The 16,027-nt window shown below is 51.1% G+C and carries 19 protein-coding genes; 4 read left to right on the plus strand and 15 right to left on the minus strand.

Annotated elements, in window-relative coordinates; translation table 11 throughout:
• Positions 1–89: 89 nt before the first annotated feature.
• The 5 genes from C6Y40_RS01725 to C6Y40_RS01745 form a co-directional block, all read right to left on the minus strand.
• Complete coding sequence (locus tag C6Y40_RS01725; RefSeq protein ID WP_105933041.1) at positions 90–407, minus strand: CcdB family protein; 318 nt, start codon at positions 405–407, stop codon at positions 90–92.
• Positions 407–652 (minus strand): type II toxin-antitoxin system CcdA family antitoxin, encoded by a 246-nt coding sequence (locus tag C6Y40_RS01730; RefSeq protein ID WP_105933162.1) that lies wholly within the window; start codon positions 650–652, stop codon positions 407–409. The genes C6Y40_RS01725 and C6Y40_RS01730 overlap by 1 nt, the downstream gene beginning before the upstream one ends.
• 158 nt (positions 653–810) lie before the next feature.
• Complete coding sequence (locus C6Y40_RS01735) at positions 811–1,032, minus strand: VF530 family protein (RefSeq protein WP_105933042.1); 222 nt, start codon at positions 1,030–1,032, stop codon at positions 811–813.
• Positions 1,033–1,097: 65 nt separating this feature from the next.
• A complete protein-coding gene (locus C6Y40_RS01740) occupies positions 1,098–1,793 on the minus strand; it encodes a LytR/AlgR family response regulator transcription factor (RefSeq protein WP_105933043.1) in 696 nt (231 codons plus the stop codon).
• A complete protein-coding gene (locus tag C6Y40_RS01745; protein ID WP_105933044.1) occupies positions 1,787–3,277 on the minus strand; it encodes a sensor histidine kinase in 1,491 nt (496 codons plus the stop codon). Before C6Y40_RS01745 ends, C6Y40_RS01740 begins: the two co-directional genes overlap by 7 nt.
• Before the next feature lie 290 nt (positions 3,278–3,567).
• Between C6Y40_RS01745 and C6Y40_RS01750 the strand changes: the two genes are divergently transcribed.
• Positions 3,568–4,419, plus strand: coding sequence for an ABC transporter ATP-binding protein (locus tag C6Y40_RS01750; protein ID WP_105933045.1), 852 nt, complete (start codon positions 3,568–3,570; stop codon positions 4,417–4,419).
• Entirely contained in the window at positions 4,419–7,616 is a 3,198-nt protein-coding gene (locus C6Y40_RS01755) for a M1 family aminopeptidase (RefSeq protein ID WP_105933046.1), read from the plus strand. Before C6Y40_RS01750 ends, C6Y40_RS01755 begins: the two co-directional genes overlap by 1 nt.
• Positions 7,617–7,668: 52 nt before the next feature.
• Here the strand turns inward: C6Y40_RS01755 and C6Y40_RS01760 are convergent, their stop codons facing one another.
• Genes C6Y40_RS01760 through nudE form a run of 3 tightly spaced genes read right to left on the minus strand, consistent with a single transcriptional unit; the run spans position 7,669 to position 9,640 of the window.
• Positions 7,669–8,241 (minus strand): YceI family protein, encoded by a 573-nt coding sequence (locus C6Y40_RS01760; RefSeq protein ID WP_105933047.1) that lies wholly within the window; start codon positions 8,239–8,241, stop codon positions 7,669–7,671.
• A gap of 15 nt (positions 8,242–8,256) precedes the next feature.
• Positions 8,257–9,075 carry a 3'(2'),5'-bisphosphate nucleotidase CysQ gene (gene cysQ / locus C6Y40_RS01765; protein WP_105933048.1) on the minus strand — a complete coding sequence of 273 codons (819 nt, stop codon included), beginning with the start codon at positions 9,073–9,075 and terminating at the stop codon, positions 8,257–8,259.
• Positions 9,068–9,640, minus strand: coding sequence for an ADP compounds hydrolase NudE (gene nudE / locus C6Y40_RS01770; RefSeq protein ID WP_105933049.1), 573 nt, complete (start codon positions 9,638–9,640; stop codon positions 9,068–9,070). Before nudE ends, cysQ begins: the two co-directional genes overlap by 8 nt.
• Before the next feature lie 68 nt (positions 9,641–9,708).
• Here nudE and yrfG point away from each other — a divergent pair, with 68 nt between their 5' ends.
• Both yrfG and yjjX read left to right on the plus strand, forming a co-directional pair.
• Positions 9,709–10,395, plus strand: a complete 687-nt coding sequence (gene yrfG, locus C6Y40_RS01775; protein ID WP_105933050.1) for a GMP/IMP nucleotidase — start codon at positions 9,709–9,711, stop codon at positions 10,393–10,395.
• A 14-nt stretch (positions 10,396–10,409) separates the two neighbouring features.
• Positions 10,410–10,940: an inosine/xanthosine triphosphatase gene (gene yjjX, locus C6Y40_RS01780; protein ID WP_105933051.1), complete on the plus strand. Its 531-nt coding sequence runs from the start codon at positions 10,410–10,412 to the stop codon at positions 10,938–10,940.
• A 14-nt stretch (positions 10,941–10,954) separates the two neighbouring features.
• Here yjjX and C6Y40_RS01785 read toward each other — a convergent pair whose 3' ends face one another.
• The 7 genes from C6Y40_RS01785 to gspH are packed head-to-tail and all read right to left on the minus strand — an operon-like array spanning position 10,955 to position 16,024.
• Positions 10,955–11,716 (minus strand): type II secretion system protein N, encoded by a 762-nt coding sequence (locus C6Y40_RS01785; RefSeq protein ID WP_240621818.1) that lies wholly within the window; start codon positions 11,714–11,716, stop codon positions 10,955–10,957.
• Complete coding sequence (gene gspM, locus C6Y40_RS01790) at positions 11,713–12,189, minus strand: type II secretion system protein GspM (protein ID WP_105933052.1); 477 nt, start codon at positions 12,187–12,189, stop codon at positions 11,713–11,715. The genes C6Y40_RS01785 and gspM overlap by 4 nt, the downstream gene beginning before the upstream one ends.
• Positions 12,186–13,391 carry a type II secretion system protein GspL gene (gene gspL, locus C6Y40_RS01795; protein WP_105933053.1) on the minus strand — a complete coding sequence of 402 codons (1,206 nt, stop codon included), beginning with the start codon at positions 13,389–13,391 and terminating at the stop codon, positions 12,186–12,188. Before gspL ends, gspM begins: the two co-directional genes overlap by 4 nt.
• On the minus strand, positions 13,391–14,374 hold the full coding sequence (gene gspK, locus C6Y40_RS01800; protein ID WP_105933054.1) for a type II secretion system minor pseudopilin GspK: 984 nt from the start codon (positions 14,372–14,374) through the stop codon (positions 13,391–13,393). Before gspK ends, gspL begins: the two co-directional genes overlap by 1 nt.
• Positions 14,371–14,985: a type II secretion system minor pseudopilin GspJ gene (gene gspJ, locus C6Y40_RS01805; protein WP_105933055.1), complete on the minus strand. Its 615-nt coding sequence runs from the start codon at positions 14,983–14,985 to the stop codon at positions 14,371–14,373. The genes gspK and gspJ overlap by 4 nt, the downstream gene beginning before the upstream one ends.
• Entirely contained in the window at positions 14,985–15,371 is a 387-nt protein-coding gene (gene gspI / locus C6Y40_RS01810; RefSeq protein WP_105933056.1) for a type II secretion system minor pseudopilin GspI, read from the minus strand. Before gspI ends, gspJ begins: the two co-directional genes overlap by 1 nt.
• On the minus strand, positions 15,362–16,024 hold the full coding sequence (gene gspH / locus C6Y40_RS01815) for a type II secretion system minor pseudopilin GspH (RefSeq protein ID WP_105933057.1): 663 nt from the start codon (positions 16,022–16,024) through the stop codon (positions 15,362–15,364). The genes gspI and gspH overlap by 10 nt, the downstream gene beginning before the upstream one ends.
• Positions 16,025–16,027 lie beyond the last annotated feature (3 nt).

Below are 16,027 nucleotides of genomic sequence, written 5' to 3' on the forward strand. Positions count from 1 at the left end.
CGTCACCACTAAAGAGCTGGAGGGCAGAATCAGTGAATGCAGAGTAGTGCGGCGTATAAGCTAATCAAAGCAAGCCGCTGAATACGGCGTTATATTCCTGTAATGGCGAAGTCTATCGCGTCTATAAGCAAATCTCTGTATGGTTCCAGAGAACCAATGCGATCACGTAACACCTCCTCGGGGATAGCGCTTAATTGCTGAGCAAGGAATAAATAAGTTTCTCCTTCGAACTCTATCTCCGGCGTCAACTTTTTCATGTACAGGCTGCTTCTGGTACTCCTTTTGATTAATGGTACCGTTAGCCGTGTTGCTAATTGATCGATAACAGAATTCTGGACATCAACCAGCAGAGGATAGGCCTTACTGGTTTTCTTGCTTGGATTTCTGTAGACATCAAACTGAGCCATCAAAAATGCCTGTATTCATCACCTATACAACCATTTTCGCTTACAAACTCGTTATATGCCGATATCGCAGCCTTATTTTCCTGTTTCCATTTCTCAGCTTCAACACTCTTGAGCTTGTCTTTAAGTGCTTGCTCCAAAGTCGCAGATAAATTCACTTTTAAGCTCCGAGCTTTCTGCAATAAATCGCTGTTTAAGCTTAAGTTTGTTGCTTTTTTTGGGGCATTGATGTCATATAAATTTTGCATTTTATCACTCCAATAAAATTCAAAATTTAGTATACGCATGCAAATGCGCATTGAAAAGTGTGATTTGAATATAACCAGTCTAGGCGCTCGACTCGCCCGCTGGACGCTTACACCCGGGCAGCTTCACTTTGATGCTTACTTTAAGCACCGATTCGCAGCTAACCGTCACTGAAAGTACTCAGGTACAGCGCCTCTACCTTATCCCTGGCCCATTGGGTTTTACGCAAAAATTTCAGCGACGATTTAATCGACGGATCGTTGTTAAAGCAATTGACTCTGATTTGCTGATACAAACCCTCCCAACCATAGTGTTGCTGCAGACGGGTAAGGAGCTTTTCCAGCGTCAGGCCGTGTAACGGATTGTTGGGTTGTTGGTTCAAGGTGGGAGCTCTGTCGCGTTAATTGTGTGGGTATTATCGCGTGTCGCTGTTGGCCTGAAAAGCCTTTATTGGCCGGGTAGAGGTAATAGCCGGTTTAGTACGCCTTTGAATGACTTGCCCACTTTAAGTCGCACCTGATTATTCAGTAACACTGAGTCACTGTCTTGCCCTATTACTGCGTTGTTGCGTACCACAAAGGATTTGTGGATTTGGCTGAAGGCCTGTGCGGGCAGTTCTGCCAGTAGCTTCTTTAAAGTGCTGTTGGCCAGTAGCATGCTATCACCCTGCCACACCTTGACGTAGTTGCCATAGGCTTCCAGATAGGTGATGTCTCGCAGGCTTACTTTTCGTAGTTCGCGGTCTACTTTAATCACAATCTCTTTGGGTGCCGGTATAGGTTGGCTGGCAGCGCTGCGCTGGCGAACTCTATCTAAGGCAGATGTAAGGCGGGCGTCACTCACCGGCTTCAACAGGTAATCGGTCACATCCAGTTCAAAACCCTGCAGGGCGAATTCCTCATAGGCGCTGACGATAATCACCTGGGGTCGGTTAGCCATGACCTTGAGCATATCCATGCCGTTTAGCTGCGGCATATTAATATCGAGGAAGATCAAATCAGCGCGGTTAGAGGCTAACCAGGCCAGTGCCTCGGCGGCGTTATAGCATTGTTTTACCACCTTTACGTCCCGGTGACTGGCCAGGTGATGCAAAATGACTTTATGGGCTAACGGCTCATCATCCACAATCAATGCGTTTAGCATGGCGCGAGCTCCATCTGCAATCGGGTGTACCAGTGATTACCGCGCTGTTCGCTAATCAGCTCGTGGCAATTAGCGTACTGCAGGTTTAAGCGGCGCCGCAGGTTTTCCAGCCCCAGCCCGCTGTTGTCTTCATTAACTGGCGTTTGTGCGCTCTGGCCTATGGGGTTTTTACATTCAAATACCAGGCGATTATTATCCAGTGTGAGCGCTAACTTAAGCTCGCAGGGCTTGCTGGCTTTTTCGATGCCATGTTTAAAGGCATTTTCCAACACTATGATCAGTAACAGCGGTGACAGCTGCCAGCGTTCAGCCTGGGTTGGCCAGGTGCACTGAAAGTGACAGTCATCGGTATAGCGCATAGACTGCAGTGCCAGGTAGTCCTGCAAATAACGCACGTCATCAACCAGGGATACTTGTTCTTTCTGGCCCTGATAAACGGTGTAGCGTAACAGCCCTGCGAGTTTTTCTACCATGTCCGGCGCCTGTGGTGAACGCTCCAGACACAGCGCATACAAATTATTCAGGGTATTAAACAGAAAGTGAGGGTTTACCTGTTGTTGCAGCATTTGCAATTCGGTGCGGGTTTGTCGGCGGGCAATATCCGCTACTCTGGCATCCTGAGATTTGCGCTCAAACGCCAGAATAATAGGGGTGCTGAACATCAACAACCAAAAGGTCATCTGACTGTTAAAGGGGTCAAACGGGTTATGGTTTTCCGAGGGAAGTAAGGTGAAATCTGTGACGTTATTCAGCGGCATCAATAACAGCAGCGCGCTTATCGGTGTGCTGAACAGCAGAATAAAGATGAGTCCACCGGCCAGGAACGGTATTAAACCATGTACTGCCAGCAAGCGGCGGATCAGCACATAACGGTTAAACCAATATACGCCGAATAGCACCAGTGCCATCAAACTGAACTGCCAGAAATAGTGCATAAATAGCGGTAGTTTTTCTGTAATCAGGGCAAAGTCGATGATCATCTGTAATGGCTGATTGACCATGGGGTTGTCTGTGTACAGAAAAACGCCTGCCATGGTAAAGGCCCATAAAAACAAGCTTAGGGCCACCATGAAGTCTAATGATAACAGGTGTGCAATCCAGCTTCGGGGGCCCTGCTTAACCCGCCCGTAGAAGTGGTGAATAAACCACAGCACACTGGCTACCATGGCAAACACTACGCCTTGTATTTCCAGCAACCGCCACTGACCGTAGGCGGGAATGGTATGCGCCAGAATATTGCTTAACAGCGGATAACCGATAAACCCGCCTAACCAGATGAGCAGCGCCCCCCTGCCGGGGCGTGTTGAAGCCAGATAATGGCACACAAAAAACGGTAGCATCTCTATCAACAGTTGGCCATGCACCGCCAGATAAGTGGTGGCATCGGGTTGTTGGTAAGAAAGAAAACGAATCGCCGCCTCCAGCAACAGCGCGGCAAAAATCGGTAACAATACCAAACAGTTTTTGCGCAAATTAACCACCATGTTGCTGAACCCTTGAATAAAATAATGCTGTCAAAGCCTGCCTGAAAGGCGCGGCCTGCACACGTTATGAATGATGAACCTACGCAATTTAAAGATGAAAGTAAAACCTGATACTGCCGGAGTCCTGTTTCAGTCATCGCAACAAGGTTTTTTCTCCATCCGGTACTGAATAAATCACCCTTTTGCCGTTTGTCACCGCAAACTTATGCTTTGTCATCCCTTGCTGTTTAGCCGTTAATCAGCTTGGTAGGTTAAGGCCATTCTCGTTTCACATTCAGGATGATGACCCCATGCTTACCATGACCGACGTGTCTAAAACCTATTCAGATGGCACCAAAGCGCTGAATGATATTTCCTTAACCTTGCCGGCGGGCATGGTAGGCCTTTTAGGCCCCAATGGTGCAGGCAAATCCAGCTTAATGCGCACTCTGGCTTGTTTACAGGCACCAGACAGCGGGCAGATTAGCTTTAACAATACGGATATTCAGCAATCACCGCAGCGTTTGCGTGAACAGCTTGGCTACTTACCCCAGTCTTTCGGGGTGTATCCACACATGAGTTGCGTGGCGCTACTTGAGCACATTGCCGCACTTAAAAAAATTCCGCGTAAGCAGGCTAAACAGCAAATAGAGGAATTACTAACGCTAACCAATCTGACAGCATTTGCCGGTAAGCGCGTAAGCACCTTTTCCGGCGGCATGCGACAACGATTTGGCATTGCCCAGGCACTGCTCGGCGACCCAAAGTTATTGATCATGGATGAGCCCACGGCAGGGCTCGACCCGCAGGAGCGCCAGCGATTGCACAGCGTGCTCATCCGCCTGAGCCAGAATAAGCTGGTATTGCTTTCCACTCATATTGTGGAAGACATTGAGCACCTGTGTCCTCATGCCGCCATTATGATGCAGGGCGCCATCGTCGACAGCGGTGCTATTCCCGCGCTCATTGCGCCAATGCAAAACAACGTGTGGGAAACCTCAGCAAAACCCGCAGAAGGCATATTATTGGGTGAGCGTTATCACTTCGGCCAGCCAGTATGGCGGGTGTGCCATCATGAACCGCCTGGTGCTGATGCCGTAGCCTGCCGGGCAACCTTGCAGGACCGCTACTTTCTTGAACTGGCCAGGCGGGAGGCGAACTGATGCTGATCATCAATGAATGGCGTTTATATGTGCGTCAGCCTCTGGTGTGGTTAGGTGCACTGGGTCTCCCCGGATTGTCGGTATTGTTGGTGCAGGGCCTGACCGTTGCCGATTTACAGTTGGCAAAACGCCTTACCATGCTAAATATTACGGTGGTCATGCTGGCGCTGCCTGTGGTGGTGGCCGCGTTAACGCCTCCCTTGCTGCAGCGTGACAGGCTCTACACTATGCAGGAACTCGTTGGTGCGGCCAGAACGAGTCAGTTTACCCGGCGGCTGAACCGGTTTGTGGCCTTTTTGAGTCTGGTGGCGGTGATCTGTTTATGCGGCTCGGTGCTGCAGCTATTAATGCTTAGTCAGCATCCGCTATTCGACGCCGGTGTTATTCACACGGCGCTGAAAAACGGCTTGTTTATAGTCGCTCCGGCGTGTTTTTGGTATTGCGCTGCCGCGTTACTGATTGCTCAGCGAGTCAGAAGTGCGCTGCCGGTGTATGCCTTTTTCGCCCTGGTGTGGATAGCTTATGTCATGTTGGCGTCCGTGACTGGCTCGCCTGTTTTGGCGGGGAGTAGCATTATCCATCCATCGCTTTACGAGGCGATGCTGGTAGCTGACCCTTTGGGTTTTACGGCGATTTTTGCCCAGTTTACCGGTGATCAGACTGACTGGTCAGTTAACCCGAGCATTGTTCTGAATCGTCTGGCCTGGCTGGCGCTTAGCGCACTGCTGGTGTGGTTAGCGTTGAGCGCTCGAAGTGTGTTAAATGAAAGCGTTAAACGCGCACCCGGGTGGCGTTTAAGGAAAACAGCCCTGCCTGATAGCCAAAGTAAAATCCCTGCGGCCATTACTCATCATCCCTTTGCCACGTTGCTTGTGAGCGCAACCAAAGCATTACTGGTTAATCGGGTGATGCTGTTAGTACTGGCACTTTACGCTGGCGCGGTTTGCTCCGAAGTGCTGGCAGCCATTGATTATGCAGAACCCCACTCAGTCATCACGCCGCTGAGTATTGATGCACTCAATCGCGTTGTGTGGGACATGTTACCCTTTGCCGGCTGCGTACTTATGGCGCTCTGGAGCTGGCAACTGGGCTGGCAAAATCAGCGTAATGGCAGTGCAGAAATGATCGCCGCTACGCCAGTAACTAACACACAGTTGGTTGTGGCGCAGGCCGGTGCGTTGTTCTTCGCCGGCCTTGTTTTGCTGGGTATAACAGCTATTGCCGTTGCAGTTGCCCAGTTACTTTCGGGCAGCCAGATAAAAGTAGTTATCTATGCCCGTATGCTTACAATGACCGGCCTGCCTGTATTGCTGTTTGGCTGGCTTTGCCTGGCACTTCATCATGTTATGCGAAGTGCGTTGATAGCAGGCGGGCTTGGCCTGCTGTTGCTGATGGTTAAGTTTACGCCACTCGTTTCCCTGGCGGGTATTTCCCACCCTTTACTTGATATCGCCGGCACGCCGTTACAGGCGGCAGACTATTTAATCGGCTTCTCCCGCAGTGAACATACCTTTTGGCCGTACCTGATTATGTGGTCAGCAGTAGCGGCTTGCGCAATGGTACTGGCGGTAAACAAAACGCACCGTGGGGCAGGCTTTGTGCTGCGAGCCTGGCGTTCGTTGCCTCGCTCTGGCTGGTTGGCTATTGGTGTGGCAGTCGTGATGCTTGTGGGCTTTCACCTGGCTCTGCAGCAGGAACGACCTTATATGACGCCCGACGCCCGTTATGCCCTGCGCGCCGACTACGAAAAGCAATATGGCCATTGGGAAGCGCGGGCTCAGCCGGTTGTTACGCACATTGATGCGCTGGTGGATTTTTTCCCGCTGCAGCGCCAGGCAACGCTTAATCTCACACTGCACCTTAAAAACCTCAGTGGTGAGGCAATTAATAAAGTGTTAGTGGGTAGCTATCCGGGCTTTAAACCCAAAGTGTTAACGCTCAGCGGTGGGCAATTAACGTCTCAGAACGAGCGCTTACAGCAGTCTGTGTATAAGCTGGATTCGCCATTACAGCCCGGAAAAATGCTGACATTACACGCGGAAATAGTGGTAAACGGTACACGTTGGTGGCTACCCGCAGGGCATCAAATTCTGCTGCCGGAATTCAGCTATTTACGCGGCATTCCATTATTACCCAATATTGGGTTTAACCGGCAGTACACGCTACGTGATGAAGTGCTCAGGGAAGAACTTAGCTTAACGGCTCTGGATTTGCCGTTACCCACTTCATTTGCGGATGCGGCTCCGGAGACAACATTGCAATCGACCCCGGTTACTCTTCGCAGTGTTGTTTCTTCGCCGGTTTCGCATACCGTGCATACTCAGGGGCAAATAGTTAACCAGTGGCTGGCTGCTGGTCGTCGCTACACGGAATTTGCCACTGCAGAGCCTGTTCGTAATATTCCGGTCTGGCTTGCCACTTTGCAAACGAGTACAACCTATAGCGCCTCGACGGGGGAGCGCTCGGTGGATATCCATTTGACCGGCTTAACCCGTGATCTCACGAGAGGCTCAAAGGACAGCGCGCAGCAAGTTCATTTACAGGCAGTGACCGACACCCTTAAATGGTTTTCGGCTCAGCTTACGCCCTATCCTTACCAGCAGTTATCCTTGCTGTTTACGCCAGAATTCGGCCCCAGCGGTTATGCGCTGCCACAGGTTATTTTAATGTCTCATCGCCTGGCAGTGCGGGCGCGCCCTGCTGACGATGCTGGTTTTGACCAGCGCTATCGACGTACGGTGCATGAAGTGGCCCATCAGTGGTTTGGCCATCAGATTGGTTATGGTGTAGAGGCTGATGGTGCTTTTTTAATAGAATCGCTGGCGAAATACGCTGAGTTGGTGCTGATTGAGCAGCGCTTCGGTAAAGAGACAATGCAGGCGCTGGTGGACTTTGAGCGGCAGCGCTATCAACACGCTTTGCGGGGCAGGTTAACGGCTACCACAGCCATTATTGATGCTACCAGCTCGCCGGATGTGTATGCCAGAGCTACGCTAGTGTTTGCCAGGCTCCGTGAGCTGCTGGGCGACGAGCCCATTGTCAGCGTATTGAAACAGCTTCTTGAGCAGAACGCGCCGGGTAAGAAAAGTGTTACCTCGATGGATTTTGTGATCCGACTGCTGGCCTCGACTGATGCTCAATATCACGACGAAATAAGGCAACTGCTGCTGGGGCCAGAGGTAAAGGGGTTGCTTTAGAAATGAAAAAGGAGCAGATGGCTGCTCCTTTTTGTGGGGTTAAGCCAAAGGCTTATTCCATTTCGAAGGTCACCGAAAAGGTTACCGGGGACGTCTGAGTAATACTCTTTAAGCCTGCAATGTTTTGCAGCATGTCGAGGCCAGCCGTTAAACCAAAGGTTTCGGCACCAATCAGGGTGGGCGATACCGTGTTTACTACCATGGTATCGGCAGACACCTTGCTCACGCTCACGTTAAAGCTGACAGGTGCTTCCACACCGTGCAGCGACAGGGTGCCATCCACTTTTGCCGTGGTGCTGCTACCCGGTTGCAGTTTCATTAAGTCTGCGGGGACATCGGCGGTAAAGGTCGCGGCCGGAAACTTCGCCACGTTAAACAACTTTTCCTGCATTCGCGTGTTGCGAATCGGAATGTTGGTATTCACTGAGCTAAGTGGTACCTCAATCATCAGTTTACCGCTGTCTGACACTGAGCCGGAGAGCTCCTCGAAAGCATGTACCTCGGTTACCTGGGCGTTTTTGGTCGACATAAAGTGCAGACTGGATTGCTCTGGCGCGACGGTCCAGTCGGCAAAAGTCGGTGCTACCAGTAAACTGCTGAGAAGAACTAATGATTGCTTAAGCATAAAAACACTTACTCCCTAATATTGAATAACGTCCCGCCACGGCACATTTTGATCGCCCAGCACAATAAAGTCCGGGTTCTCTAACGTATTACGCTGATTGTAGCTAAGTGGCTCAAAATCAGCAGCATAGATGGCACCGCCCGCTTCCGAAACAATGCACTGAGAAGCACCGGTGTCCCACTCGCCGGTGACACCCAAACGCATAAAGACGTCGGCTTTGCCCTCGGCGATAAAGCAGGACTTCAGCGAGCAACTGCCTAATGGCAGGGTTTGATACACCCGCTTGGCACATAATTTAGAAATCACCCGTTCCCGCGGCTGACGGCGACTGATTGCCAGGATCACCACACTGTTGTGTGGGTCGTCCAGCTTACGCACGCTGATAGGGCCGCTGGCTTCAGGCGAATCTTTAAAGGCGCCATGTCCTGCCAGAGCGTAATACAGGCTTTGCCCGGGTGGCCAGAAAATCACCCCTATCTTAGGCTTGTTGTCTTCAATGAGCGCGATATTCACGGCAAAATCGCCGCTGCGTGCGATAAATTCCTGAGTGCCGTCAATCGGGTCGATTAACCAGTAACGTTTCCAGGTTTTACGTTCTTCCAGACTGGCGTGTTTGGTTTCTTCCGAGAGGATCGGAATATCCGGTACCAGTCGGGTTAAATGTTCGGTGATAATTTCATTGGCTTTGTAATCGGCACTGGTGACCGGTGATTCGTCGGCTTTCTGGTAGCTTTCGAAGTCGCCAAAATCATACAACCGCATAATGGCTTCGCCAGCCGCCAGAGCGGCGTCTTTGGCTATCTGTAGCAAATCATGATCAGAATTATCAGGCATAGTCCGGATGCTCCTTTAACCACTTTTGAGCAAGAAACAGTGCAGCGATACAGCGTGCTTCGATAAAGTCTTCGCGAGCCAGCAGTTCGTCGGCCCGGGCAATTGGCCAGCGCACCAGCTCAAGCGGCTCCGGCTCGTCGCCAGGCAGAATTTCGGGGTATAAATCGTGAGCGATAACAATATTCATCTGGGCGTTAAAGAACGTTGGCGCCATATTTACTTTATGGATGGCCTCAAGTTCTCTGGCACCAAAGCCTGCCTCTTCTTTCAGCTCACGGTTCGCCGCTTCTAAAATACTTTCACCTTGATCGATAAGGCCCTTTGGGAACCCCAGTTCGTATGTGTGGGTACCGGCTGCATACTCTCTGACCAACAGAAAGTCGCCATCCTGCACCGCAACGATCATTACTGCCCCGCGGTTGTAGCCTGCCATACGTTCAAACTGACGAGTTGCGCCATTGGTAAATTCCAGGTCCACACGCTCAACCCTGAAAAAACGGCTTTCAGCCACGATTTCGCGCTGGTGGATCTGCGGAAGCGTTTTGTCCTTATCGATATTGCTCATGTTGTTTGGGTCAGTCTTTCGTTATCATATTATCAAACTTAAGGTTAACGTATTTAGAGGAAAAGCGCTTGCCATTTCTGCCCTGGAACGAAATCAATACCGTCTTACTGGATATGGACGGCACCTTACTGGACCTGCACTTCGATAATCAGTTCTGGTTGGAGCACCTGCCTAAAAAGCTGGCTGAGAAAAGTGGCCGTTCGCTGGCAGAGTGCCGCGAAGAAATGCATGAGCACTATTCACGGGTAAGTGGCCGCATTGAGTGGTACTGCCTCGACTACTGGGCTAAGCATCTGGATATGGATATTGTGGCAGCCAAACGGGAAATAGAGCACCTCATTGCTATGCGAGACGATACCCTGCCATTTTTGGACGCCTTGCATAACAGTGGCCGTGAGGTGGTATTGGTAACCAATGCCCACCCGGGTAGTCTTTCGTTAAAGGTGGAACATACCAAACTCGACTCACATATCGATACCCTCATATCCACCCATGAATTTGGCGTCACCAAAGAGTCGCAGGACTTGTGGCGTGCATTGCAGGCCCGATTAGGGTTCGACCCGGCCACCACGTTATTTGTTGATGACAGCCTCAATATTCTTGAGGCTGCAAAGACCTTTGGCATAAAGTACGTGCTGGCTGTAAAAAATCCCGATAGCAAGCAACCCCATCGGGAAATAGAGGGCTACCCGGCGATCAGCGATTACCGCACCCTTATTGATGATATTACTAATCACCCCTTTGATAACGCATAAACGGAAATGGTGTAATGAAAGTCGTAGTTGGCTCTAAAAATCCGGTAAAGATAAATGCTACCCATGTAGCCCTGCAGCAGGTATTAGAGGCTGGGGATGATTTTGAGGTGATAGGTGTCGACGCGCCAAGCCTGGTGGCTGATCAGCCCATGACTGAAGCGGAAACGCGGTTAGGCGCCGTTAACCGGGTAAAAGCCTGTCTGGCTGAATATAAGGCCAACTGGTATGTGGCCATTGAGGGCGGTGTGGATAAGTTCACCGACGGCCCCGCTACCTTTGCTTACGTAGCCATTTGTAATGGTGAGCATTGGTCGGTGGGTCGCAGTGCTAACCTGCCTCTGCCTGAGATGGTTTACGCATCTCTGACCGCCGGCGAGGAGCTGGGCGATGTGATGGATAAACTGTTTGATACCCACAATATCAAACAAAAAGGCGGCGCTATTGGCTTATTAACCAATCACCTGGCCACCCGTCAGAGTGTTTATGAGCTGGCCATTATTCTGACCATGGCCAAATTTAACTTTTTGCCGCTGTACACAGATTGAAGCTCAAGCTGGGATTAAAGCTCAAACTGGGTGTAGCCATTGGCATCCGGGCGACCAAAAAATAACGCTGCCTCGTGCACTTCCTGCGGCAGTGATGGGTCGGGTCTGAACTGCCCTTTTACGGATAAACCAGAAAAATCCTGACGGGCTGAGGCTCGCATGCTCAATCCGAAGGCGTTAGGCTCTTCAACATTAATCACAATTTGCTCGTCCTGACAGCGGATTTGCGCCGAAAAGGTGCCCAGCTCGATGGGCCCCTGCGTACCGGCAACGCGAGCGTTTAACCAGTCGCCATAGGCCATCATCTGGTCGCAACCCTGAGCGGAATATGCCAGATCTTCGATATTAACCCGAAACCGACCGCCGGCATTTACCGGCAGCGGTAATTGCACTTCAGACAACACCCGATCAACCGGTAGGTACAGTAAAAAGTCCTCGGCAGACACCGCCTGAAAATCAAGCAGGCTCACGCTAACCGGCCCGTTAAAGGCAATTGATGCTGCGTCACGCATGTTACCGGCATCGAGTTTCACGGCCAGCTGGCCGGTGAATAAGGCCCAAGGGGATACGTCCCAGCTTAACTGATTAACCGGGATATTATTAACGATAACCCTGTCAACTTCGCCCTGCCACAACGTGCCCTGCACGTTGCCAACCCTAACGTTGTCTGGCAGGCTGATTCGGCTAACCACCTGCGATGCTGGCAGGTAAGCAACCAGTAAACACAAATAAAGAAAAAGACCGGCTAACAGCCAGCGCCAGTTAATGCCCATCATTTTGTAAGTACCAACCGTCTGACTTTTATCATTCCTGGCGCATTGGCTTCAGCCACATCGAGTTGCTCAATCACAATACCTCGCGTTTCTAATTCATTCAGCCAGCCCACCAGACTGTTGAAAGGCGCTTCATCTATCCATACCTGAATTTCATCACCTTGTGGTTGCATGCGTGATATAGATAGTGAATGATTACTACTTGTACTGGTAACCAACTGTGGCAGCGAACCGGTAACCCGTCTGGGCGACGACTGAGTACGGCGTAGCTGCGCGGCCTTTTGGCCCTGCTCTTCAACCCAGCTAACCAGTTTCTTATTACTTTCCAGTAACTGACTTTGCTGACTGATACTCTGATTAAGCGGTGCCCATAACCCCCAGTAAAAAATACCCAGTAAAATAACCAGGCCTGATAGCAGCACCAGGCGCTGCTCCCGCTCTGTGAGAGCAGTAAACTTTTGCTTTAAAGCGTTCATGAGGCTCCCCGGATATTCATTGTGCCGATGACCGTGTCATCGCGGTTGTTAATAGCGCCCTGCTCTACAGTAAATCCGGCCGCTTCTGCACTGCGCTTAAACGTATCCAGCGCGTTAAAATCCTTACCCTGTGCCTGCATGCGGATCTCAGTACGGTTAGCATCAAAGCGCAATGTTTGTGGAGTGATATTCGACGCGGCGAATGCCGTATTTAATTGCGAAAGCATCACCAGTAGCGAACTGCCGTCGCCGGACTGCTCCAGGCGTTGCATCTCCTGTTGCACTTTCAGGCGGACGTTGCGATAGGTACCGATATCCGGAAATCCTTGTTTTACCAGAGCGTCGATTTGCGCGGTCAGGTTGGCATTTTGCTGTTGCAGTTTATTGAGTCGGAGTGTTTTATCGCCGATGGTTAAAACGACCACCAGAGCGAGCAAAATAAGCGGTACACGCCAGACTTGCCACACCTGATTGTGTTGTTTTTTAGGCTTGTATTGCCCCTGGAGTAAATTGAAGGATGCTTTACCAACGTGTTTTGCCAGTACGCCAATGGCTGGCACGTCGTCGTTATGTGCTTGCTGATGAATATTGGGGACCGCGTGAAGATCGATGTCGGTGAGTGCACTTACGCGAACCGGTTGTGGCTGGGCTTTTGCCTGTAAGGCAAGTACCCCGGTAAGAAACGCCTGTTCTCCCTGCATGCCCTGCCATGACCCCTGACGAACAATTAGCTGTTCGCCGACTGTTAGCGCTACCCATTGGCTATCTTCCTGTTGAGGAAGCGCCAGGATATCAGGCAGGATCACATCCGCAGTAATCCCGGCATCGTCCAGCCAGCCCTGCCATTTTGCCATTTGCCGGTGACTGACGATGGCCACGGATTGTTCCGTGCCATGAGAAGGGCCCATGGCAAAAAACAGTTCACCGATATCTTCAGCCAGTTCGTCTTCCAGCATAAACGGAATCGCGTTTTGTAGTTTGCGATTGACCTTGCCAGGCAAAATAACATTGCACAGCCGCACATCCGCGCCGGGAACCAGCACGATTGCTCTGCGCAAACTGGTGCGCTCGCCGAGGCTTATCAGTGCATCGGCACTGGCTAATTCGCCGCTGGCGATAACCTCCTGGCTTGGGGCAGACCAGACTACCCAATGCACGGGATCGTGCAGGTTAGTACCCAGCCTAACAACTAACTGTTCCATTACTTTATGACTCCAAATTCGCGGCGCAACACCGCTATTTTGCCTGATGAAGCGGCATTTAACACGGTTGTCATGGCAAACGTTGCTTCATTGTAACGGCTCTTGGTATGTAAAATAAAATACTCTGTGGTCACACTAAACCATTGAGTTTGTTCCGGCTGCAAATTTAACGCTGCAATATCCGGTTCGGCTAAAAAGGTATTGACGTCATCCCAGCCATCCAGTGGACGAGCCGCGATAATCGAGGAGGCCTGTGACAGGCTCAGTCCGGTTAAGGCAGCCAGAACCGGCGCGCGCTCCTCGCTCAGCGTGTTTACATTGATCACTAACTGATCATTGCCGGGAATAACACAAACCTGCGGCAGCAAATCCTCCAGCCACTCGGCTTCCACACCATTGATCAGGCGTAACTCAGACTGGCTGCTCATCTGCCCGTTGGCGGCGAGGTAAGGGAATGCGCGTGAGGCATATTCACTGTCTTCAGCGCCGTAAATGCGCATGCGGTCGTCACTGTCGAGCCAGTCTGCCAGCGAATCCCGTACCGTATCTACCGTAAAGCTGGGTATCTCTTCGTTAGTTAGCTGCAACAAACGGGCAAACGCATTCATGGCTTCGGTGGGTTGCTGGTCGTTTACATTGGTCTGATTGGCGTTGGGCAGTGCGTTGATATTAAAGCAGCTTTGCATGTCTTCCAGGGTCACACTGATACCGCCTTCTTCCATGGGATATTCAAACTCCTGCGCCCAGGGCTGGTTCAGGGTGATTTTATTGCCGGTTTCTTCCATCAGCGTTACCAGCGATATGCGGGCATATTCTTCGGCACTTTTGGCATACCAGTAAGCCTGGTTGCTGCTTTTGATATTACTGGCCCGCTGTACCTGAAGTTGCAGTCTGGCGCCCATTTCTGAAGCGATGATGGCTACCAGAGCGACTACCATCAACACAATTAACAGGGCTGCACCGCGCTGTTTGCTATGCCTCATGACGCTTGCTCCGTAAGCGCAAAAACGCGCTGGATTTCGCCCATGTCGGCAAGGGTAATGGTAATCCGAATTCCCCGCGGCAGGGTTTCGCCAATGTAGTTGTCATGCCAGGCCGCTTCGCCGGTTTCACTGCCACCGGTATTAAACTCAACGGTAAAGTTAGTCACGTTGTCGAGGATTTCCCTGACTTTAGGTTCGGTGCCCAGTACGCTATCCACATAAACGGTATTCAGACGTTCGAGTTTATTTTCCCGCAGTCGATATGCTACGCCTTGTAAGGTGCTGCGTGGCAGAGCCAGTTTAGGGTTGTGCCAGCCGCCGCGCACAAAGGCCAGTCCGCCAGCGTCGCTGTCGTCGGTTTCTTCACCGCCACGCATCACAATACTGTTTTGCTGGCCTTCCATACGGACTGCCCGTGGCATTGCCTGCTGTACGTCTCGTTCGATAATAAGCATAAAGCGTTGCAGCTGTTGTAATCGGGCGAATTTCTCGCTGGAAATTTCGTCGCTGTCGATTACCGTAGAGAGCAGCGCCGTGGACGCCAAACCCAGCATGGCGAAAATCGCCATGGCGATTAAAATTTCGATCAGAGTAAAGCCGCGGGTACGCATTAGCCGTTCTCCGCTGGTTTGGCAAAATAGGTGATCACTGTGGTGATGGTGTCATTGAAGTCTGCATCAAGGCTGACGCTTACTTCTACCGCTTTAAAATCGCTGTCGCCGGTATCCTTGACGACTTGTTTCCAGTACCAGGTGCGTTCGGCCATTTCAGCCTGGCCCTTAAGGTTATTTTTCAGCGGCCATGGGCGCTCTAACTGAATTTCATTTAGCTGGTTGTTAGCCACCCAGGTGGCAATGGTAATTTCTTCAATCTGTCCCACGCCGTTGAGGTGCTCTGAAGCAGCTTTCATTATGGCGCCGCCGGTCATAGCAAAGATAAACAGTGCGACCATTACTTCCAGTAAGGTCATGCCCCGTTGTTTGTAAATCAATCCCATTCGGGTCGCTCCAAGGGGCCGAGTAACTCCAGCGGTGGCATATCCTGGCAGTTTAATACGTAATAGGCGGGCAAATCGTTGGTAAACTCTGGCTCATAATGAAACACCAGGCTAAAAGGTGTGATTTCACCGCTCGACATGATGAGGATTTGTGGCGGGGGCGGCGGCGCCTCTTCCTCGCCAATTTCAATATCCTGTTCATTAACACTCAGTGAGCTGTCGAACATTTCCCGGTCAAAAAGCCGGTCTTCGGTTTGCCAGGGCAGATCATCCAGATTGAGGGTAAAAAAGAATGGCTCGGTGAGCGTCACCGGCTCATACAGCGTATTGCCTTCCATGAATTGCCACTCATCTTCATTGCTGAGCTGCATAAAGCTATAGGTACGGTTTTCCTGATCAATATAGATACCCAGTTGCTGCTGGTTGAGTACCGCATAATCACTGGCCATGTCGATGACCACCTGCAGCCGCCGGGCTTCTCTTTCGAGCTGTTCTGACGGGTCGGTGGAAAAGGCATTAAAGATGACATAGCCGGCAGCCAGACCCATTAGCAGTAACACCAGCATGACTTCGAGCAGCGTAAAGCCGCGCTGGCGGCTGGCCGCCAACGATGCTAAAGCGAAGCTGTACCGGTGACGGCCTGGTGCACGCATAAA

The sequence above is a fragment of the Marisediminitalea alba genome, from assembly GCF_002993365.1.
GTDB classification, from domain to species: domain Bacteria; phylum Pseudomonadota; class Gammaproteobacteria; order Enterobacterales; family Alteromonadaceae; genus Alteromonas; species Alteromonas alba.

Bases quoted from the DNA above. Each gene is read 5' to 3' on its own strand.
- C6Y40_RS01725 (WP_105933041.1), bottom strand. From the start codon at position 407: ATGGCTCAGTTTGATGTCTACAGAAATCCAAGCAAGAAAACCAGTAAG.
- C6Y40_RS01730 (WP_105933162.1), bottom strand. From the start codon at position 652: ATGCAAAATTTATATGACATCAATGCCCCAAAAAAAGCAACAAACTTA.
- C6Y40_RS01740 (WP_105933043.1), bottom strand. From the start codon at position 1,793: ATGCTAAACGCATTGATTGTGGATGATGAGCCGTTAGCCCATAAAGTC.
- C6Y40_RS01745 (WP_105933044.1), bottom strand. From the start codon at position 3,277: ATGGTGGTTAATTTGCGCAAAAACTGTTTGGTATTGTTACCGATTTTT.
- C6Y40_RS01750 (WP_105933045.1), top strand. From the start codon at position 3,568: ATGCTTACCATGACCGACGTGTCTAAAACCTATTCAGATGGCACCAAA.
- C6Y40_RS01755 (WP_105933046.1), top strand. From the start codon at position 4,419: ATGCTGATCATCAATGAATGGCGTTTATATGTGCGTCAGCCTCTGGTG.
- C6Y40_RS01760 (WP_105933047.1), bottom strand. From the start codon at position 8,241: ATGCTTAAGCAATCATTAGTTCTTCTCAGCAGTTTACTGGTAGCACCG.
- cysQ (WP_105933048.1), bottom strand. From the start codon at position 9,075: ATGCCTGATAATTCTGATCATGATTTGCTACAGATAGCCAAAGACGCC.
- nudE (WP_105933049.1), bottom strand. From the start codon at position 9,640: ATGAGCAATATCGATAAGGACAAAACGCTTCCGCAGATCCACCAGCGC.
- yjjX (WP_105933051.1), top strand. From the start codon at position 10,410: ATGAAAGTCGTAGTTGGCTCTAAAAATCCGGTAAAGATAAATGCTACC.
- C6Y40_RS01785 (WP_240621818.1), bottom strand. From the start codon at position 11,716: ATGATGGGCATTAACTGGCGCTGGCTGTTAGCCGGTCTTTTTCTTTAT.
- gspM (WP_105933052.1), bottom strand. From the start codon at position 12,189: ATGAACGCTTTAAAGCAAAAGTTTACTGCTCTCACAGAGCGGGAGCAG.
- gspL (WP_105933053.1), bottom strand. From the start codon at position 13,391: ATGGAACAGTTAGTTGTTAGGCTGGGTACTAACCTGCACGATCCCGTG.
- gspK (WP_105933054.1), bottom strand. From the start codon at position 14,374: ATGAGGCATAGCAAACAGCGCGGTGCAGCCCTGTTAATTGTGTTGATG.
- gspJ (WP_105933055.1), bottom strand. From the start codon at position 14,985: ATGCGTACCCGCGGCTTTACTCTGATCGAAATTTTAATCGCCATGGCG.
- gspI (WP_105933056.1), bottom strand. From the start codon at position 15,371: ATGGGATTGATTTACAAACAACGGGGCATGACCTTACTGGAAGTAATG.
- gspH (WP_105933057.1), bottom strand. From the start codon at position 16,024: ATGCGTGCACCAGGCCGTCACCGGTACAGCTTCGCTTTAGCATCGTTG.